This window comes from Pedobacter jejuensis, from assembly GCF_003725795.1.
Taxonomy (GTDB): Bacteria; Bacteroidota; Bacteroidia; order Sphingobacteriales; family Sphingobacteriaceae; genus Pedobacter; species Pedobacter jejuensis.
In genome coordinates, this window is the sequence record NZ_RBEE01000012.1 from 186,917 (window position 1) to 205,028 (window position 18,112).

20 protein-coding genes are annotated in these 18,112 nt (G+C 34.7%); 10 read left to right on the forward strand and 10 right to left on the reverse strand.

Going from position 1 to position 18,112, the window contains the following annotated elements; genetic code table 11:
* Positions 1 to 8 precede the first annotated feature (8 nt).
* Positions 9 to 935, forward strand: a complete 927-nt coding sequence (locus tag D7004_RS08380) for a bestrophin family protein (RefSeq protein WP_123205430.1) — start codon at positions 9 to 11, stop codon at positions 933 to 935.
* Positions 936 to 1,115: 180 nt separating this feature from the next.
* Here D7004_RS08380 and D7004_RS08385 read toward each other — a convergent pair whose 3' ends face one another.
* From D7004_RS08385 to gyrB, 4 genes are all read right to left on the reverse strand, one after another.
* On the reverse strand, positions 1,116 to 1,799 hold the full coding sequence (locus D7004_RS08385) for a hypothetical protein (RefSeq protein WP_123205431.1): 684 nt from the start codon (positions 1,797 to 1,799) through the stop codon (positions 1,116 to 1,118).
* A 1-nt stretch (position 1,800) separates the two neighbouring features.
* Positions 1,801 to 2,451 (reverse strand): hypothetical protein, encoded by a 651-nt coding sequence (locus D7004_RS08390; RefSeq protein WP_167459452.1) that lies wholly within the window; start codon positions 2,449 to 2,451, stop codon positions 1,801 to 1,803.
* 11 nt (positions 2,452 to 2,462) lie between these two features.
* Positions 2,463 to 2,801 (reverse strand): PadR family transcriptional regulator, encoded by a 339-nt coding sequence (locus tag D7004_RS08395; protein WP_123205433.1) that lies wholly within the window; start codon positions 2,799 to 2,801, stop codon positions 2,463 to 2,465.
* A gap of 135 nt (positions 2,802 to 2,936) precedes the next feature.
* Positions 2,937 to 4,895: a DNA topoisomerase (ATP-hydrolyzing) subunit B gene (gyrB, locus tag D7004_RS08400; protein ID WP_123205434.1), complete on the reverse strand. Its 1,959-nt coding sequence runs from the start codon at positions 4,893 to 4,895 to the stop codon at positions 2,937 to 2,939.
* Between the two features lie 529 nt (positions 4,896 to 5,424).
* On the opposite strand from gyrB, the gene D7004_RS08405 reads away from it, so the two are divergent.
* The 3 genes from D7004_RS08405 (at position 5,425) to D7004_RS08415 (ending at position 7,401) form a co-directional block, all read left to right on the forward strand.
* A complete protein-coding gene (locus tag D7004_RS08405; protein WP_123205435.1) occupies positions 5,425 to 6,021 on the forward strand; it encodes an OmpH family outer membrane protein in 597 nt (198 codons plus the stop codon).
* A 68-nt stretch (positions 6,022 to 6,089) separates the two neighbouring features.
* Entirely contained in the window at positions 6,090 to 6,572 is a 483-nt protein-coding gene (locus D7004_RS08410) for a nucleoside deaminase (protein ID WP_123205436.1), read from the forward strand.
* Between the two features lie 55 nt (positions 6,573 to 6,627).
* Positions 6,628 to 7,401 carry an EcsC family protein gene (locus D7004_RS08415; RefSeq protein ID WP_123205437.1) on the forward strand — a complete coding sequence of 258 codons (774 nt, stop codon included), beginning with the start codon at positions 6,628 to 6,630 and terminating at the stop codon, positions 7,399 to 7,401.
* Between the two features lie 28 nt (positions 7,402 to 7,429).
* On the opposite strand, the gene D7004_RS08420 is transcribed toward D7004_RS08415, so the two are convergent.
* Positions 7,430 to 7,834 carry an RNA-binding S4 domain-containing protein gene (locus D7004_RS08420; protein WP_123205438.1) on the reverse strand — a complete coding sequence of 135 codons (405 nt, stop codon included), beginning with the start codon at positions 7,832 to 7,834 and terminating at the stop codon, positions 7,430 to 7,432.
* Between the two features lie 175 nt (positions 7,835 to 8,009).
* On the opposite strand from D7004_RS08420, the gene D7004_RS08425 reads away from it, so the two are divergent.
* Positions 8,010 to 8,828: a 2,3,4,5-tetrahydropyridine-2,6-dicarboxylate N-succinyltransferase gene (locus tag D7004_RS08425; protein ID WP_123205439.1), complete on the forward strand. Its 819-nt coding sequence runs from the start codon at positions 8,010 to 8,012 to the stop codon at positions 8,826 to 8,828.
* 15 nt (positions 8,829 to 8,843) lie between these two features.
* Positions 8,844 to 10,049, forward strand: coding sequence for a glycosyltransferase family 4 protein (locus tag D7004_RS08430; RefSeq protein ID WP_123205440.1), 1,206 nt, complete (start codon positions 8,844 to 8,846; stop codon positions 10,047 to 10,049).
* Positions 10,050 to 10,060: 11 nt separating this feature from the next.
* Here the strand turns inward: D7004_RS08430 and D7004_RS08435 are convergent, their stop codons facing one another.
* Positions 10,061 to 10,621, reverse strand: coding sequence for a DUF4136 domain-containing protein (locus D7004_RS08435; RefSeq protein ID WP_123205441.1), 561 nt, complete (start codon positions 10,619 to 10,621; stop codon positions 10,061 to 10,063).
* A gap of 194 nt (positions 10,622 to 10,815) precedes the next feature.
* On the opposite strand from D7004_RS08435, the gene D7004_RS08440 reads away from it, so the two are divergent.
* From D7004_RS08440 to miaA, 4 genes are all read left to right on the forward strand, one after another.
* Positions 10,816 to 11,382, forward strand: a complete 567-nt coding sequence (locus tag D7004_RS08440) for an L-threonylcarbamoyladenylate synthase (RefSeq protein ID WP_123205442.1) — start codon at positions 10,816 to 10,818, stop codon at positions 11,380 to 11,382.
* A gap of 106 nt (positions 11,383 to 11,488) precedes the next feature.
* Entirely contained in the window at positions 11,489 to 12,895 is a 1,407-nt protein-coding gene (locus D7004_RS08445) for a CCA tRNA nucleotidyltransferase (RefSeq protein ID WP_123205443.1), read from the forward strand.
* 85 nt (positions 12,896 to 12,980) lie between these two features.
* Complete coding sequence (locus D7004_RS08450; protein WP_123205444.1) at positions 12,981 to 13,622, forward strand: IS1096 element passenger TnpR family protein; 642 nt, start codon at positions 12,981 to 12,983, stop codon at positions 13,620 to 13,622.
* 72 nt (positions 13,623 to 13,694) lie between these two features.
* Positions 13,695 to 14,609, forward strand: a complete 915-nt coding sequence (gene miaA / locus D7004_RS08455; RefSeq protein ID WP_123205445.1) for a tRNA (adenosine(37)-N6)-dimethylallyltransferase MiaA — start codon at positions 13,695 to 13,697, stop codon at positions 14,607 to 14,609.
* Positions 14,610 to 14,660: 51 nt separating this feature from the next.
* On the opposite strand, the gene D7004_RS08460 is transcribed toward miaA, so the two are convergent.
* The 4 genes from D7004_RS08460 to D7004_RS08475 form a co-directional block, all read right to left on the reverse strand.
* Positions 14,661 to 15,947, reverse strand: a complete 1,287-nt coding sequence (locus D7004_RS08460) for an SGNH/GDSL hydrolase family protein (protein WP_123205629.1) — start codon at positions 15,945 to 15,947, stop codon at positions 14,661 to 14,663.
* An 11-nt stretch (positions 15,948 to 15,958) separates the two neighbouring features.
* Positions 15,959 to 17,182 (reverse strand): OmpP1/FadL family transporter, encoded by a 1,224-nt coding sequence (locus D7004_RS08465; protein ID WP_123205446.1) that lies wholly within the window; start codon positions 17,180 to 17,182, stop codon positions 15,959 to 15,961.
* A gap of 78 nt (positions 17,183 to 17,260) precedes the next feature.
* Entirely contained in the window at positions 17,261 to 17,572 is a 312-nt protein-coding gene (locus D7004_RS08470; protein ID WP_123205447.1) for a DUF3467 domain-containing protein, read from the reverse strand.
* A 273-nt stretch (positions 17,573 to 17,845) separates the two neighbouring features.
* Positions 17,846 to 18,109 (reverse strand): hypothetical protein, encoded by a 264-nt coding sequence (locus D7004_RS08475; RefSeq protein ID WP_123205448.1) that lies wholly within the window; start codon positions 18,107 to 18,109, stop codon positions 17,846 to 17,848.
* Between the last annotated feature and the right edge of the window lie 3 nt (positions 18,110 to 18,112).

The window sequence follows — 18,112 nt, forward strand, 5'->3', positions numbered from 1 at the left end:
TAAATATCATGCTGTTACGAAATAATGTTCCGCTCACTTATATATTCGGAAAAATCAAAAAAGAATTGCTTTTTGTAATTGCTTATTCAGTTGGTATCGTAATTCTATATCAGAATTTTCACGTTACCCGAATATCAATTCCTGTTGCTGTACCAGCTTTACTAGGGACAATCATATCCCTTTTACTTGCGTTTCGTTCCAACCAGGCTTATGATAGATGGTGGGAAGCTAGAATTTTATGGGGAGCAATTGTTAACGATTCCAGATCCATCGCCCGCCAAATATTATCTTTTGTAGATAATCCATACAATCAAGATGATATTGAGCAGTTTAAAGCACAATTTATTAAACGCCAAATTGCCTGGTGTTTCGCTTTAAGTCAGGCTTTAAGAGGTTTTAGCCCTAGAAAAGGATTAGAAGAGTACCTAACTCCTGAACAAATGGCTTTTATAAAGAACCGTAAAAATGTTACTACAACTTTATTGGAGTTGCATGGAATGGATTTAAAGAAAGCTTTGCAAGAAGGCTTGATTAACAAATATCAACAGATAGAAATCGATAAAACAATATCTGCACTATGTAACCATATGGGGGGTTCTGAACGGATTAAGAACACGGTTTTCCCGGTAACTTATAGCAAATACATTAGCATGTCTATCCATTTATTTATTGTTTTATTGCCTTTCGGTTTAATAGAATACTTTGGATATATGGAAGTGCCTTTAGTTGTTGCAATTGCCGCGTTTTTTTTACTGGTTGAAAAAATGGCTGTTCATTTACAAGATCCATTCGAAAACAAACCAACTGATACCCCGACAACGACGATTTGCAGAACGATAGAAAGAGATTTATGCCAGATGTTGGATGATAATAAATTATATGAAGATAAGCCTCAAACGGAATTGGCTCCAGTTGGGTCTTATTATATCTTATAAAACAAAGGTCTTTGATTTTTAGTAGAAACCTGCTTTTGCAGGTGGTTAGTTAAATCCGTGAATCTGAAATCTGGATGGATTTTAGATTCTGGAAGTTTGATAGTTGACTTTAATAATTATCAATTTTAAAACAAAAAACCTCTTCAAGTTTTAACTTGACAGAGGTTTTTATTTTATATCTTACCTTAAAGCTAACTTATATTTTTGCATTAATATTTTACTTTCAGCAATTCCAATTCTAGCTGTTTTAATTGCTGAAAAAATGTAAATAAAAAACAAGCTGATTAAGGTTGGCATGAAAAGCAAATTAATATCCATATTCTGAAAAAAAAGTGGCGTTTTGAGATCATTGAAGGCACTTGCAAAACAGACAAATACGCTTAAAGCTGAAAGATAAATAGCAGAGGATTTGCATGCTAAGTAGTTCTTTAGGTAATAAGTTTTAAAATATTGAACATACAATACTACATTTAATGAAATCATTACAATTATAAATATTGGATAAATTAACTCCGTGAGTTGGGTAAAATATTGAATTTTATATAGTAAGAAAAACGCCAGGCAAGTAATTGGAAAATACTTAAAATTGAAAAAAACAACTACGTTGCTCAATAATATTTTTTTGTATCTTCTGTGCAACATTTTAGTAATGCTATCTTCAAGGCTACTAAAACCTAAAAGGCCAAAAGATTTGTGTGTTTCATTTAAAGCATCATCAAATTTCAACTCCGGATTATTAGTCATATATTCTTCAACTTGAGAGGCAACATGATCCAAAATTTCCATTTGAACATCTATATAGGTGAATCCTTTTTTGCTAATGAATTCTCTTATTTGTGCCAGTTGTTGGTTTGAAAGTTTCATACTAAATAGCTAAAACATTAAGTTTTTGATTGTAAATTTTAATGAAAGTTCTTGCGTATAAACTACCAAAAAAGAATAATGTCAGAGCTAAAATCAACTTGGAATCAACGCTTATATCAAATAGTCCATCCTTTGATATAAAAACGGACAAAAATGAGTTTATTAAAACAAGTCCAAAGGAACATAAATACCCTAAGAAATTATCTAATATAGAATATCTAAGAAATTTCAATCTATTAGCTACAATTTTGTAAAACCCAAATAAGCAAATAATCGAAAGTGATAGTTGAATAGCAACTAACATGGACCCCAGATTAAATGGTTGATTCTTTTTTCCAAAATATATTATAATACATAAAGCAAAAATCATGGCATTGTTCAAAATACCTGGATAACTAAATGAGCTAAGCATCTCACTTCTGAAATATGAAATATACTTCTTATTAAGCTGTTTCTGATAATTGGTTTCGGTTAACTGAATATTTTTGAAACCGCCGAAATCTCGATTTATAATTATCGCAACATGATTTAAACAATAAACTTCATCACTATCATTTAGAGCATTAATAATATGGTCGTAGAGTTCGTAATAGGTTTCTCTATACTTTACAGCAGTAGAAATATAATCACTAATCTCCTGCCTTTGTTCCATTGTTAATTCCATTAAAAACTAGGTTTCAGGTTTAATAGTAGTTGCAGATGAGCAATAAAATCTTTGGCATCCTGAAGTTTGTTAATAACTTCCTTTTCTCCATCCTTAGATAAAGCATAGTATTTCCGCACTCTGTTATCTACAACTTCGGTAGTAGTTTCTAGTAAACCATCAGCTTCCAACTTATGCAAGGCTGGATATAGAGCGCCTTCTTTTAGCATTAATTCTCCCTGTGTTATTGCTTTTACTTTCTGCGTAATTTCATAACCATACATCCTTTCATTTTCTACCAAAAGATTTAAGATTATCGTTTGCAAAGTGCCTTTAAATAATTCATTATTAACTGTCATGAATCAAATATATAAATTTTAACATACATAAGAAAGCGATGTATATAAATTTTAAAATAAAAAAAACCTCTTCAAGTTTTAACTTGACAGAGGTTTTTATTTTCATTCACTTTCAGCTTTAGTCTTTCAGCTTTTTTAAGCATCAATTTTCGCATATTTCGCATTACGCTCAATAAATTCTCTACGTGGTGCAACTTCATCGCCCATTAACATAGAAAAAGTATGGTCGCATTCTGCAGCGCTTTCTATAGTTGCTTGTAATAGTGTTCTGGTTGCCGGGTTTAAAGTAGTATCCCAAAGTTGCTCTGCATTCATCTCACCTAAACCTTTGTAGCGTTGGATGTGAACACTATCTTCTTTACCATTTCCTTTAATTCGTTGTACAGCCGCATCACGTTCTGTATCGTTCCAGCAATATTCAAATTCCTTACCTTTTTTAACCTGATAAAGTGGTGGAGATGCAATATAAACATAACCAGCTTCAATTAAAGCCCTCATGTAACGATAGAAGAATGTCAAAATCAAGGTTGTAATGTGACTACCATCAATATCAGCATCCGTCATGATTACGATTTTGTGGTAACGTAATTTCGTCATGTTCAAAGCCTTATCATCTTCTGGCGTACCTATGCTTACACCAATTGCCGTAAACATATTTTTAATCTCGTCGTTCTCGTAAATCTTATGTTCCATGGCCTTTTCAACGTTCAAAATCTTACCTTTTAACGGTAAAATTGCTTGAATGTTTCTATCACGACCCTGCTTAGCTGTTCCACCCGCGGAATCTCCCTCAACCAAATAAATTTCACATTTTACAGGATCGCTATCAGCACAATCGGCAAGTTTACCAGGTAAACCCGAACCACCCATTACACTCTTACGTTGAACCATTTCGCGTGCTTTACGAGCAGCAGCACGAGCAGTAGCAGCTAAAATAACTTTATTAACAATCATTTTAGCTTCTTTCGGATTTTCTTCCAAATAAGCTCCTAATGCTTCACCAACAGCAATATCAACCGCACCCATAACCTCGGTATTACCCAATTTGGTTTTCGTTTGACCTTCGAACTGCGGCTCTTGCACCTTTACAGAAACAACAGCGGTTAAACCTTCTCTAAAGTCATCACCGGTAATTTCCATTTTCAGGTTTTTTAACAATCCCGATTTATCTGCATAACTTTTTAAAGTACGTGTTAAACCCCTACGGAAACCTGCAATGTGCGTTCCACCTTCATGCGTATTAATGTTGTTTACGTATGAGTGAACGTTTTCAGAGTAACTATCATTATACTGAAAAGCCAATTCAACCGGAACACCATTTTTAATTCCATCGATATAAATTGGTTCTGGCAAGAAAGATGCACGGGTTCCATCTAAAAATGTAACAAACTCTTTTAAACCACCTTCTGATTGAAAAACTTCTGAAAGAAAATTTCCATCTTCTAAAGTTTCACGCTCATCTGTTAAGGTTAATTTAATACCCTTATTTAAAAAAGCCAATTCGCGTAAGCGACTAGCCAATGTATCGTACTTATATTCAGTTGTTTGGGTGAAAATTGTAGGATCCGGACTAAAAGTTACAATCGTACCGCGTTTATCAGTAGTACCTGTTTCCTTAACATCGTATAAAGGTTTACCAATATTGTATTCCTGCATCCATATTTTGCCTTCACGATGCACTTCGGCTGTTAAATGTGTTGATAATGCGTTAACGCAACTTACACCAACACCGTGTAAACCACCAGAAACTTTGTAAGTATCTTTATCAAATTTACCACCTGCGTGTAAAACCGTCATTACGATTTCTAATGCAGATTTGTTTTCTTTTGTGTTAATTCCGGTTGGAATACCACGACCATTATCTTCAACTCTAATCGAGTTTCCTTCTAAAATTCTTACGTCGATTGTATCTGCATGACCAGCCAAAGCTTCATCAATAGAGTTATCTACAACCTCGTAAACCAAATGGTGTAAACCTTTAACACCAGTATCACCTATATACATTGAAGGGCGCTTACGCACCGCTTGCAAACCTTCTAAAACCTGTATATTATCTGCCGAATAATTTGACTTTAAATCTTGTTCTTCGCTCATATTTTATTTAAACATAATAAGAATCAAAAATACGGAAATTTCGGCAATAAAACTAATATGTGGATAAGTTTTGGAACCAACACTAACTAAGCATAAATAGCCTTCATGGCAGTTTAAATGATGTTTTGGAAAGCAAAACCTGTGTTTCAATTAGATGTTAGTCCCGCTTTTCATTACAAGGCCCGATGAAGAATCGGGCGCTTTTCATTTCAATCTGGTTTAAATAACTAAATCTTTCGCTTTTAGGCTAATTCTGCACCCTGCAACTGCAAATTTTAGCATGGACTGCGCCACCTAAACCCGACAAGAGCGAACACGTAGCATCAGCCTTTGGCTGAAATGCGAAGTAAAGCGGCTGGCGGGAATACCGTTAAAATGAACTTCAGCATCTGCTTTTCAAATAATATATAAATGTAAAGCTTCGTTAACTTAAACTGTAAACAATTACTATATAAAAGTTTATGCCCTAAAAGTATTTATTGCATACTTAATTATCATTTTTATCTTTGCTGAAATTTATTAAATAATAATGGAAAGAAGAACCTTCAAAACCTTTGGTTTATTTGCTACTGCAGCTTTAATAACTGCTTTTTCTGCATGCCAAAACAAAGACGCTAAAACAACTGAAACTAAAAAGACAGATAGTACCACAGCTGTTTCTGCTGATGAAAAAATCGTATTTGTAAATTCGGATTCGTTATTAACTAAATACGATTACTATAAAGACTTAAAAGTAAAGTTTGAAAGTAAATCGAAAAGTGCACAAGCAGATATGCAGGCTAAAACTCAGGCTTTTCAAAGAGAAGTTGCTCAATATCAACAAACTGCAGGTTCTTTAGCTGCTGATGTTCGTAAATCAACAGAGGAGCGTTTGGGACGTAAACAACAAGAATTACAAACATACCAGCAAAATGCAGGTGGTGCTTTACAAAATGAGCAAGCTGCAGAAAATGAAAAATTATACGATAAAGTTGCTACTTATTTAAAAGGATATGCAAAAGAAAAAGGCTATAAAATGGTTTTAACGTACTCTAAAGGTAATAGTGCAATTTTATTTGCTGATGAAAGTTTAGATGTTACATCTGAAGTTATTAAAGGCTTAAACGCAGATTACACTAAAAAATAAGAATCTTCAAAATCACATAATAGAAATGCCCTGAACAATCGGGGCATTTTTTTTGTTTAAAATTAAGCATGGAAAACATTGAACAACATAAAGAGTTTATGCAGATAGCCGTTAAGCTATCCATACAAAACGTAACTGAGCATATTGGCGGTCCGTTTGGTGCCGTAATTGTAAAAGACGGAAAAGTTATAGCTCAATCGGCTAATAAAGTAACCACTACAAACGACCCAACTGCCCATGCAGAAATTTCGGCAATAAGATTGGCTTGTGAAGAACTCAATACTTTTGATTTAAATGGTTGTACCATATACACCAGTTGCGAACCTTGCCCAATGTGCTTAGGAGCAATTTATTGGTCGAGAATTAAAACCATTTATTATGCCAATACCAAAGCAGATGCCGCACACATTGGCTTTGACGATAAATTTATTTATGAAGAATTGGAAAAACCGATGGAGCAACGAACACTTCCAATTATCCAGTTAATGAGAGATGAAGCAATAGAGGCGTTTAAGCTGTGGGAACATTCACCTATGCGAATTGAGTATTAGATTCAAAATTATTGAAACAAAAGTTCTTTATTAAAATCTAACTATTAAAAACAGCATGACTTATAATCAAAAAATAACCAACGAATTGGAATTTTGGAAGTATAAAACCTTAAAAAAGCCATCTCTTTTTAATAAAGTTACAGATAAAGTTCAAAAGAAAATTAATAGCTACATTCCTGATAAAATGCATGAGGGAATAACTGTGGCAATAAAGCAGATGGTTAAAGCTGTACTTTTCGGCTCTACCTTCACCACATCAAAACCCATAGCCGATTTGACGCTAATGCATCGGGAAGCATTAATTAAACAGAAGATAGATGGGTATAAAAAAACCGGGGCTACAGAGGGCGGAATTACCGGTGCAGGTGGATTTTTAATGAGCCTTGCAGATTTCCCTTTGTTACTCGGCATTAAAATGAAAATGCTTTTTGATATCGCTGCTTTGTACGGTTATGATGTTAAGGATTATCGCGAACGCTTATTTATGCTGCATATTTTTCAACTGGCATTTTCTAGCAAGGAAGAAAGCAAGAATGTTTTTTTAAAGATGGAAAATTGGGACAACACAGCCCATTTGCTACCTACAGACATTAATAAATTTGACTGGCTAACTTTTCAACAGCAATATCGCGATTACATCGACTTAGCAAAACTTGCACAAATGTTGCCATTCGTGGGCGCCGCTGTAGGTGCTATTGCCAATTATAAACTGATAGAAAGATTAGGCAAAACAGCTATGATGAGTTACAGAATGAGATATTTTAATTTACAGTATGCAGGTATTAATACCCAACCAAAAGAAGTTCATCAGCTAAAAACTGAGGACTGAAATCGAGAATTGAAAACTGAAAACTGCATTAGTCATCGTCATCCTCAAATAAACCACCAATTAAATCATCAGTTTCCCTTCTATCCTTTTTAGTCGGTCTTCCAGTTCCCCTATCCCGCTTTAAATTTGGCGAATGAAATGCAGATTTAAAAGCATGCGTTTCTTCAACTGGTGTTAAATCTTTATACTTGGTTAAAGCCGTTGGCGAATCTGTTCTGTTGTATGAAAATTCTACAACCTCAATTATTTTCTTCTCAATACCTTTCGATACCGAATAAACCTCACCTATTTTTACAATTGCAGATGGTTTAATGTTTTGCCCTTTCAGTTTAACTCTACCTGCTTTGCAAGCATCTGTTGCCAAACTTCTGGTTTTAAAAAGCCTAATCGCCCACAAATATTTATCTATCCTAAGTTTTTCTGTCTCTGCCATTAGTGGTTGGTTATTTAATCTATTGTAATTAAACTAATCGTAAATTATTCTGTTTGTAATAAAATTCAAAAAGATTAAAAACCAAAGTTAAGCAACCATACCTCAAAAAACCAAACGCCCAAAAAACTAAAAAACCAAAAATTTTAAGTTATTTTGCGTAAAATTTAAAAACAACATGTATTCAGATTTAAAGAAATTAATTGAAGCCGCTTGGGAAGATAGAACCCTTTTACAATATAGCAATTATTGCGAAGCCATCGAAGCCGTAATTATGGGATTAGATAAAGGCGAAATTCGTGTTGCTGAACCGGTTTTAAACTCTTGGGGCATTAATGAGTGGGTAAAAAAAGCTGTAATATTATACTTCCCGATTCGTGAGATGAAAGAAATTAAAAGCGGTCCTTTTGTTTACCACGATAAAATGGATTTAAAAACCGACTATAAAACAACTGGTGTGCGTGTTGTACCAATGGCAAGTGCTCGTTATGGTTCGTTTTTAGCTAAAGGCGTAATTATGATGCCATCTTATGTAAATATTGGCGCTTACGTTGATGAAGGTACCATGGTAGATACCTGGGCAACTGTAGGTTCATGTGCGCAAATTGGTAAGCGTGTACATTTAAGTGGTGGTGTTGGCATTGGTGGCGTTTTAGAACCAGTTCAAGCAGCTCCTGTTATTATAGAGGATGATTGTTTCTTAGGCTCTAGAGCAATTGTTGTTGAAGGCGTTAAATTAGAAAAAGAAGTAGTTTTAGGTGCTAATGTTGTATTAACAGCTTCAACTAAAATTATTGATGTAACCGGACCAACACCTATCGAATATAAAGGTATTGTGCCAGCTCGCTCTGTTGTAATTCCTGGTAGTTATACCAAAAAATTCCCAGCTGGAGATTATCAAGTTCCTTGCGCTTTAATCATTGGTAAACGTAAAGAAAGTACAGACAAAAAAACTTCGCTTAACGATGCGTTGAGAGAGAATAATGTAGCTGTTTAAGCTAAAAGCACAGAGGTGAAAGCTGAAAGCGAAGAGCAAATTACAAAAGCCGAAAGCGCTAAACTTGAGCAATCAAGCTTTGGTCTTTCGGCTTTGAGCTTTAAGCTAAAAATCGGCTTTGATGGTAAGCGGGCAGCAAACAATTTAACAGGCCTGGGTAATTATAGCCGCTCTTTAATAGAAGCTTTGGCTAAGCAATTTCCTGAAAACGAATACTTGGTTTACTCGCCAAAAGTAAAATCTGCCAAACAAATTGATTCATTTTTATCAAATGAAAATGTCACTTTAAAACTTCCGCAAAGTGGTAACTTTTTATGGAGAAGCCTTAATATTTTAAAAGATTTAGCTAAAGATAATGTACAGCTATATCATGGTTTAAGTCATGAAATTCCCTTTGCCATTCAACATACCAGGATTAAATCTGTAGTAACCATTCACGATTTAATTTTTCTTCGCTATCCGCAGTACTACAGTTTTATAGATAGAAAACTTTACAAATGGAAAAGTATATCGGCTTGTAAACGGGCAGATAAAATTATCGCCATAAGTGAAAAAACGAAAGCAGATGTGGTCGAATTCTACGGCGTAAATGCAGATAAGATTGAAGTCATTTATCAAAGCTGCGATGATAGTTTTAAAAAACCTTTTGATACAGCAACTTTAAGTAGAATTAAAGCAAAGTATAAACTGCCAGAAAAATTTATTCTTAATGTAGGAACCATTGAAGAAAGAAAAAACCTGAAGCTAATCGTTCAGGCATTAAAGGATGTTAACGAAGATTATAAATTGGTTGTCATTGGTAAAAAGACAACTTATTTTAAAGTCGTTAAACAGGAAATTGAACGACTAGAACTTCAGAAAAGAGTAATCTTTCTTGAAAATATCCCTTTTGCAGATTTACCTGGAATTTATCAAATGGCAAACTTATTTGTTTATCCATCATTTTATGAAGGTTTCGGCATTCCTATTATCGAGGCTTTGTATTCAGGCATTCCTACAATTGCAGCAACTGGATCTTGTTTGGAAGAAGCCGGCGGACCAGATAGCATTTATATTAATCCAAATCACAAGGATGAATTGGCTTTGGAGATAAATAAAGTTCTGGAATCACCTATTTTACAAAAAGAGATGAAAGCAAAAGGGCTGGAATTTGTTCAAAAATTCAACAGCCCTTTGGTAACTCAACAATTAATGAATTGTTATAAAAATATTCTAGCCTAAATATTACTTAATTATTTAGTAACCATCGTTTTGGTTGGATACTGAGCTAAAATTTCTTTTACTCCAGTATTCAAACGCTCTTCTCTTTTGTTAAAGCTACCTAAATTAAATCCAGAACCTTGACCATGCCAGAACAATATCTTCTTTGCAGGATCTAAGAAATCGATAATAATTGTGCCTTCGATGTATTGATTAGCAAAGGTTGAGCCTCCCCAGCCTCCCCAACCACCTCGCCAGCCCCAGCCGCCACCCCAACCCCAGCCACCGTAATAGCCAGGACCGTAAAAATCTGTTCTTTCACGGGCAACAACTACTAAATTAACAAGTAAATCCGGACTGGTAGATTTGGTGAAACCTTTTGCATTCATTTGAGTTTCTACTGCTGCCATTAATCTTCTTTTATCAAGATTATTCAGCTTAACCTTTGCTATCCCCTTATCATAAAAATTATAAGTTTTATAGCTGCTTAAATCAACATCCTTATCAAAATCGGATGCGGTGCGGAGTGACGAACACCCTGCTAATGCAATTACTACCGTAAATAGCATTAATAGTTTTTGGAATGTTTTCATTTATAATGTGTTTTGTGTTTAATAACCTATATAAAAATACCTTTTTTTAATCTGAAAGTCAAATAATAAGCTCATTTTTTACACTCAGATTGTTAATGTACAACGCTCGAAAAAAGCCTTTGTTTTACCTCAAATGTTAAATATTAGAGCCATTAGGAGATTTAACATATTGTTTTAAAAACTACCTTTGTGTTATGCTTAGAGTAGAAATTAACAAAGCTTTAGAAACGCTTAAATCTGGTGGTGTAATCTTATATCCTACTGACACCATTTGGGGCTTAGGATGTGATGCAACCAACCCTGATGCGGTAGATAAATTACTAAAAATTAAAAACCGTCCGAAAGAGAAAAGTTTAATAATTCTTTTAGATAACGATAATAAGATCCAAAGCTACATTGATGAAGTTCCTGAAGTGGCTTATGATTTAATTGAATACGCAGAAAACCCGCTTACCATTATATTTTCTGGCGCAAAAAACTTAGCTGCCAATGTAATAAACGAAGATGGAAGCGTTGGGATTAGGGTTGTGAAACATGATTTCTGTACTGCACTTATTCAACGATTTCGCAAACCAATCGTTTCTACTTCGGCAAATTTAAGTGGCGAACCATCTCCAAAATACTTTGATGATGTAAATCCTCAAATTACAGAAGCGGTTGATTATATAGTAGATTTTGAGCAGCAAGACCGAACCGTAAGAAAACCATCAACAATTATGAAACTTTCACCTGGTGGTCAATTTGAGTTTATTCGTAAGTAATTTTGCTATTTTTGCATTTCAGTTTGGTAAAGGATTTTAGTTGATCTATTTTTTTTTATAAAAAATAATACACTACCAATTTGAGCAAATAGCCTTGATACAATTAATGCAACAACATTTACAAAATCCGATTTTTAAAACTTTATCGACCATCGCCGATAAAAACCAAACTGAAGCTTACGTCATCGGCGGCTTTGTTCGCGATTTATTTCTGAATCGACCATCAAAAGATATTGACGTTGTAGTTGTTGGTAGTGGGATAGATTATGCGGAAGCGGTCGGAAAAAAACTAAATACAAAAGTTGCCGTATTTAAAAATTTCGGAACGGCGAACATTAAATTTCAAGATTTAGAGATTGAATTTGTGGGTGCGAGGAAAGAATCCTATCGCTTAGAATCAAGAAAACCTATTGTTGAAGATGGAACCCTAGAAGATGACCAACTTCGCAGAGATTTTACCATAAACGCACTTGCCATTAATTTAAACGCGAACAATTTCGGTCAGCTTTTAGATCCCTTCGATGGGATTCAAGATTTAGAAAAGAAAATAATTCGAACGCCGCTCAATCCTGAAGTAACCTTTTCAGATGATCCGCTTCGAATGATGCGGGCAATTAGATTTGCATCGCAATTAAATTTTACAATTGATGAAGCGGCAATAAATGCAATTAAAACCCAAAAAGAGCGCATTAATATTGTATCAAAAGAGCGAATAACTGATGAAATAAACAAAATCATATTATCGCAAAAACCTTCAATTGGCTTTAAACTCCTTTTCGATACGGGATTACTACACATAATTTTCCCTCAAATGGCACAACTCTATGGCGTCGATGTAATTAAAGGTAAAGGCCATAAAGATAATTTTTACCACACACTTGAAGTTTTAGATAACATTTGTGCTGATACCGATGATTTATGGTTACGCTGGGCAGCAATTTTACACGACATAGCCAAACCTGCGACTAAACGTTTTGAGGAAGGACATGGATGGACCTTTCACGGACATGAAGATAAAGGTGCACGAATGGTTCCAAAAATCTTTACACAATTAAAGTTGCCGCTAAATGAGAAGATGAAATTTGTGCAAAAGCTGGTACAACTACATTTAAGACCTATAGTTTTAGCTCAGGATATCGTAACAGATTCCGCCGTTCGTCGCTTACTCTTCGATGCTGGTGAAGAAATAGAAAGCTTAACGTTGCTTTGCAATGCCGACGTTACCACTAAAAACGAATATAAGAAAACAAAATACCGCAGTAATTTCGAATTGGTTAAACAGAAACTAAAAGATGTTGAAGAACGAGATAAAATAAGAAATTGGCAACCTCCCATCACAGGAAATGATATTATGGAAACTTTTGCACTAGAAGCAGGAAAAGAAGTTGGACTAATAAAAACGGCTATTCGTGAAGCAATTTTAGAAGGAGAGATAACAAACGATTATAATGAAGCGTTTAACTTTATGATAAATATGGCGAAACAAATGGGTTTAAATCCTGTTAATAGATAATTTGTAATCAAAAACAACTTTTTGTATCAGATACTGTTTTGCGATAAACAAATTAACTTTATTTTTACAGCACCAATTAACAATAATGGCAATTTATAAATTTAAAATTACTTTCGAAGATTTTGACGATGTAGTGAGAGAGATCGACATTAAATCTAACCAGACCTTTGAAGATTTGCACAGAGCAATTCATAAATCTACTGGATATAATGCAGAAAAATCTTCATCATTTTATGTAAGCACCGATAATTGGCTAAAAGGTGATGAAATTGCTTATTTACCTAGCGAACGTAAAAAAGACAGAGTAGTTTTAATGGAAAACTCTAAATTAAGTGGATTTATTGAAGATCCTCATCAAAAATTCTATTACACTTACAATTTCGATCGCCCATTTGATTTTCATGTAGAACTTGTTAAAATTATTTTGGATGCTGATCCAAATATTCAATATCCATTTTTAGCAAAAAGTTCTGGCGAAGCACCAAAAATTTTAACACCTAACAGTCCATCCATAGTCGATCCCGGAATTGCGGCTCCTAGCGAATTTGATTTCCTGAATGAATTAAATTTTGTTCCTGAAGATACAGATGAATTAGAAGCAATGGGCGAGATGGGAATTAATGAGGAAGAGCATGATGAAGATGATGAAACTGAAGTAGCAGACGAATTTGATGAATTTTCAGACAGCGAAGGTTTCGAAGAAGACACCCATAAAGACGATTACTAAATTTTATATTTAGCTTAAAAAATATGAACTGTCGAATTTAATATTCGACAGTTTTTTTTATACCTTAACCATATGCCAGAAAGCCAAAAATCTAAAACATTAATCGTGATCGTTGGCCCAACCGCAATAGGCAAGACTGCTTTGGCAATTGAGGTGGCAAAGCATTTCAACACAGAAATTATTTCTGCAGATTCTCGCCAGTTTTTTAAGGAAATGGAAGTTGGAACTGCAAAACCGAGTTTAACTGAATTAGCGGCTGTAAAACACCATTTTATTAATTCTCATACAGTAGAAGAACTTTTTAGCACAGGCGATTTTGAAATAGAAGCTTTGAAAGTTATCGATACGATCTTCGAAAACCACGATTTAGCTGTAATGGTCGGTGGCTCAGGTCTTTACATTAACGCAGTAATTAATGGTTTAGATGAAATGCCAGAAATTGACCTTGAAATCAGAGCAACACTAAATAAGCAATTTGAAGAAGAAGGTTTAGAGGCAATTCAGACTCAGCTAAAAAGTTATGACCCAGAGTATTTTGATAAAGTAGATCAGAACAATCCGCAGCGAATGATTAGAGGATTGGAAGTATTTCTTTCAACAGGAAAAAAACTATCATCGATGCTTTCTGCTACAAAAAAAGAAAGACCATTCAATATCATTAAAATTGCTCTTAACACAGATAGAGCGAAACTTTATGATAGAATTAATCAACGGGTTGATGCTATGGTAAACCAAGGATTGCTGGAGGAGGTAAAATCATTAGTGCAATACCGAAATTACAATGCCCTAAATACAGTTGGTTACAGTGAGTTATTTGAATATCTTGATGGAAAAATTTCTTTTGATGATGCCATTTCATCCATTAAACAGAATACCAGAAGATTTGCAAAACGACAATTAACCTGGTTTAGGCGAGATGAAGAGATTACCTGGTTTGAACCTGATGAAGTTGAGCAGGTTATTGAATTAATTGATAAAAATATTTGAATGAAAAAGGCCCTGAAATAATCAAGGCCTTTTCAATTTTAAAAATAATTTCTAGTTAGGAAATTTCACCCCCCTGTATTGCGTAATATCAACCGTAGGAATGTTCGAACCATACTTTCCATTAATGGCATCAATAAAAACATTTGCAATAACTGCGTTTCCACGTGGCGTCAAGTGAACACCATCTAAAGAGAAAGCGCCTCCCGTGATAAAGGCTGAATTAATACCAACACCTTGTAGAACGATTCCCGTTTTAACTTGGTTTAGGTAAGTATAAGTATCTGCAATGGCTAAACCTTTGCTATCTGCTAATGATTTTATCGTGCTATTGTAGCTCAAAACATAATCTTTAATCCTCGCAATTTCGTCTTTATCTAAAACCCAGTTGTTTGCTATCGGATTTAAAGGGTGTAAACCATAAGGCAAACCTGAAGCATTTGGAACACCAAATAAACCTGCAGATTGAAATGGCAAACGAATTAAATCTTCCGCAGTTGCAGTCCTTACCGCTCCTGCTCCTGTTTGGATATAAATTGCAGCAGCCGCAGGATTAATTGCTTTAGCTGCATTTAATAATGCCGCCACGGTTACCGTATTAAAATAAGGGATCGAGGTTACATCTGGAATGGTAGCTACAACACCTTTTTGTCCACCTGCGGTTAATGTATTCACTAAATTGGAATATAAAAGCGCAAAAGTAGATTTATCAGTTAAAACATTTGTTGCATCTGTTGTTACACCGCCATTTGTTGCGTAGCCTAAAGCATCGTTATTACCCAACCAAAGAGAGAAAAATGTATGATTTCTACCTTGAATAAACTGGAAGTAACTTACCGTTCCAACCTGTGTATCTGATAACAAACGCTCCAGGTAAGGGTTTGCAGCACCAAATGGAGCAGCAAATGCCAAATCAACACGCATACCAGGTATACCTAAATTCTGTACCTCTCCGGTGTATTTTGTTAACCTTCCTGATGCATCCCTAACTGCAAGATTATTGGTTACAGGAGTTAAAGTTGGCGTTCCATTTACTAGTGCTGATAATGTCAAATAACCAGAACCATTTGCTTGAGCATCTGTAAAAAATGGAGAAGTAAAACTTCCACCTCCAACAGTAGTCATCTGTGCTGCAATAAGGTTTGGATAAGCAACTTTTTGTCCTTCAAGATATAAGCCACCATCAGCAAAACCTGATGTTAATGAATTACCAACCGCAATGTATTTGCTAAAGTTTGCTTGCCCTGCTGAGGTACCTGCAACTGCGTCAATTTCTGGTTTACAAGATGCTGCAAAAAGAATTACAGCCGCTAAAAAACTATTTAATATATATTTTTTCATTTTCGATGCTCCTACCATTTATAAGTTAATGAAATACCTGGTGCATAAACCAAAGTTTTGAAAGTACCATCTAAGCCAGTTTCAATATTTTTTTGTTTACGCGATTTAACGTCTTCAAAGAAGAAGGATGCATTAACTTCAAATTTAGATGTCACGGAATAACCTGCACCAGCACTTAAAATGTAACGATCTGCATCCGGTGCTTCTGGTGTAACATATCCATTTTGAACAGGAGTAAATGCATAACCAACACCTGCTCTTAAAGCCAACTTATCTGATGCCTGATGATTGATACCTAATTTAAATGAAGAACCATCACGATAATTACGGGCTGATTTTGTATCGGCAAGTGCGGAAGTATTTGTAGCATAATCAAAAGCTAAATCCTGATAGATATGCCATTGTACCCAACTGGCATCAAATGCCAATAAAGTACTTTTTGATAAGGGAATACCAATGCCTAAGGTAGTTGTTGCGGGTAATGGCAATTCTGCATTAAAAGTATTTCCAGCAGGAAATGATGTTCTTAATGAATTAGGCACGTCAAATTCTGCCGAACCACCTTCTAATTTTGTTATCACTTTTGATTTGTGAACAATTGCAAAAGTGATATCACTTAGCGTTTTAATGTAAATACCTGCGTTCCAACCGTAGCCTTTTCCGGTTCCATCCAAAGTCACTTTACCAGAACGACCATCAGGGTAGTTTACTGGGAGCGCTCTCTGTAAATTAACATCGCCATGATTATAAACAAAACCAGCTCCTATACCAATCTGGTCGGTAATTTTAATACTTAATGTTGGTTGTACATAAATTGCCTTTAAATTTAAAGATGTAAGTGCATATTTGCCAGACCAGTTATCTCCCCAATCTACCAAACCACCAAAAGGTGTATAAACACCCAAACCCAACTTCCATTTGTTCGATTTTGGACCCCAAACTGCATAGAATTCAAATGGAGGTGCGATTTTATTTTTAACATCTTCGGTTACATTAGACCCCGTTCGCTGAAATGCAGATTTAAATAGTAATGGATTTACTCCGGCTGAGATAGAATTCTTTTCTAGAAAACTAACCGCACCAGGATTAAAGAATACTGAAGCTTCATCTAACGCTAATGCAGAACCTGCTCCAGCCATACCAATTTGTTTCTGTCCCTGTAAATTAACTTGAAAACCCTGCCCAAAAACCCATAAAGGGGCGGATAATATTACGCTCAATAAAATTTTTTTCATCTATATATGGTTATATAACAAATATATATTATGCTAACATAGCAATCAAATATTTGTAAGGAATTATTAAAATAAATATTATGCCTGCGCAGTTGGTCCGCCGAAGCCCATTGGAAATGGAGGTTCTTCTTGAGTCTTAATCCGCCCATTAACAGCTTCGAATTTTAGAATATTATCTTCTAAAGCAGACAACAATCGCTTGGCATGTTCAGGAGTTAAAATAATTCTAGATTTTACTTTAGCTTTTGGCAATCCAGGCATTACTCTGATAAAATCTAATACAAACTCCGTATTTGAATGTGTTATGATTGCTAAGTTTGAAAAAATCCCTTCAGCAATTTCTTCTGATAGCTCTATATTTAATTGGTTTTCGTTTTGTTGTTCTTCCATAATGTGTCAAAAATAAAAAATTCCGCTATGTATTAGCGGAAGTAAATGTAATCTTCTGTAACCTGATTTCGATTATTAAATATTCCTAAATATTATTAGTAAGCTACTTTTTTTTAGTTAATGTCACCCTGAATTTATTTCAGGGTCTTATTTGCAGGAAAGATGCTGAAATAAATTAAGCAAGACGTTTCGTACAAGCAATACGACGATAAAACAGCAAAATATTAAGTTTAAGAATCGAGCTCAGGTTTCTATAATAAGTTGTCTATATTTCTATTTGATCATAAAATTAATAATACCAAATACTGAACAAACTATAGCTAAAAATTGAATAAGACCTACCAAATAAATTGATTTGGAAAGTTCAGATTTTACTTGCAAGATATATTTCTTTGTATTAGCAATATCCTCTTTTGTAGCTAAAATCTCTCGTTTGTTCTCAACTTCAGCTTGTACAAATGAAACTAACTGTTCCGCTTCAGCTTCACCTAACTTCGCTTTTAATATTTGAAAAAGTTGTATTTCTGTAACGCTCATTCG

Bases quoted from the DNA above. Each gene is read 5' to 3' on its own strand.
- D7004_RS08380 (WP_123205430.1), top strand. From the start codon at position 9: ATGCTGTTACGAAATAATGTTCCGCTCACTTATATATTCGGAAAAATC.
- D7004_RS08385 (WP_123205431.1), bottom strand. From the start codon at position 1,799: ATGAAACTTTCAAACCAACAACTGGCACAAATAAGAGAATTCATTAGC.
- D7004_RS08390 (WP_167459452.1), bottom strand. From the start codon at position 2,451: ATGGAACAAAGGCAGGAGATTAGTGATTATATTTCTACTGCTGTAAAG.
- D7004_RS08395 (WP_123205433.1), bottom strand. From the start codon at position 2,801: ATGACAGTTAATAATGAATTATTTAAAGGCACTTTGCAAACGATAATC.
- gyrB (WP_123205434.1), bottom strand. From the start codon at position 4,895: ATGAGCGAAGAACAAGATTTAAAGTCAAATTATTCGGCAGATAATATA.
- D7004_RS08405 (WP_123205435.1), top strand. From the start codon at position 5,425: ATGGAAAGAAGAACCTTCAAAACCTTTGGTTTATTTGCTACTGCAGCT.
- D7004_RS08410 (WP_123205436.1), top strand. From the start codon at position 6,090: ATGGAAAACATTGAACAACATAAAGAGTTTATGCAGATAGCCGTTAAG.
- D7004_RS08415 (WP_123205437.1), top strand. From the start codon at position 6,628: ATGACTTATAATCAAAAAATAACCAACGAATTGGAATTTTGGAAGTAT.
- D7004_RS08420 (WP_123205438.1), bottom strand. From the start codon at position 7,834: ATGGCAGAGACAGAAAAACTTAGGATAGATAAATATTTGTGGGCGATT.
- D7004_RS08425 (WP_123205439.1), top strand. From the start codon at position 8,010: ATGTATTCAGATTTAAAGAAATTAATTGAAGCCGCTTGGGAAGATAGA.
- D7004_RS08435 (WP_123205441.1), bottom strand. From the start codon at position 10,621: ATGAAAACATTCCAAAAACTATTAATGCTATTTACGGTAGTAATTGCA.
- D7004_RS08440 (WP_123205442.1), top strand. From the start codon at position 10,816: ATGCTTAGAGTAGAAATTAACAAAGCTTTAGAAACGCTTAAATCTGGT.
- D7004_RS08445 (WP_123205443.1), top strand. From the start codon at position 11,489: ATGCAACAACATTTACAAAATCCGATTTTTAAAACTTTATCGACCATC.
- D7004_RS08450 (WP_123205444.1), top strand. From the start codon at position 12,981: ATGGCAATTTATAAATTTAAAATTACTTTCGAAGATTTTGACGATGTA.
- miaA (WP_123205445.1), top strand. From the start codon at position 13,695: ATGCCAGAAAGCCAAAAATCTAAAACATTAATCGTGATCGTTGGCCCA.
- D7004_RS08460 (WP_123205629.1), bottom strand. From the start codon at position 15,947: ATGAAAAAATATATATTAAATAGTTTTTTAGCGGCTGTAATTCTTTTT.
- D7004_RS08465 (WP_123205446.1), bottom strand. From the start codon at position 17,182: ATGAAAAAAATTTTATTGAGCGTAATATTATCCGCCCCTTTATGGGTT.
- D7004_RS08470 (WP_123205447.1), bottom strand. From the start codon at position 17,572: ATGGAAGAACAACAAAACGAAAACCAATTAAATATAGAGCTATCAGAA.
- D7004_RS08475 (WP_123205448.1), bottom strand. From the start codon at position 18,109: ATGAGCGTTACAGAAATACAACTTTTTCAAATATTAAAAGCGAAGTTA.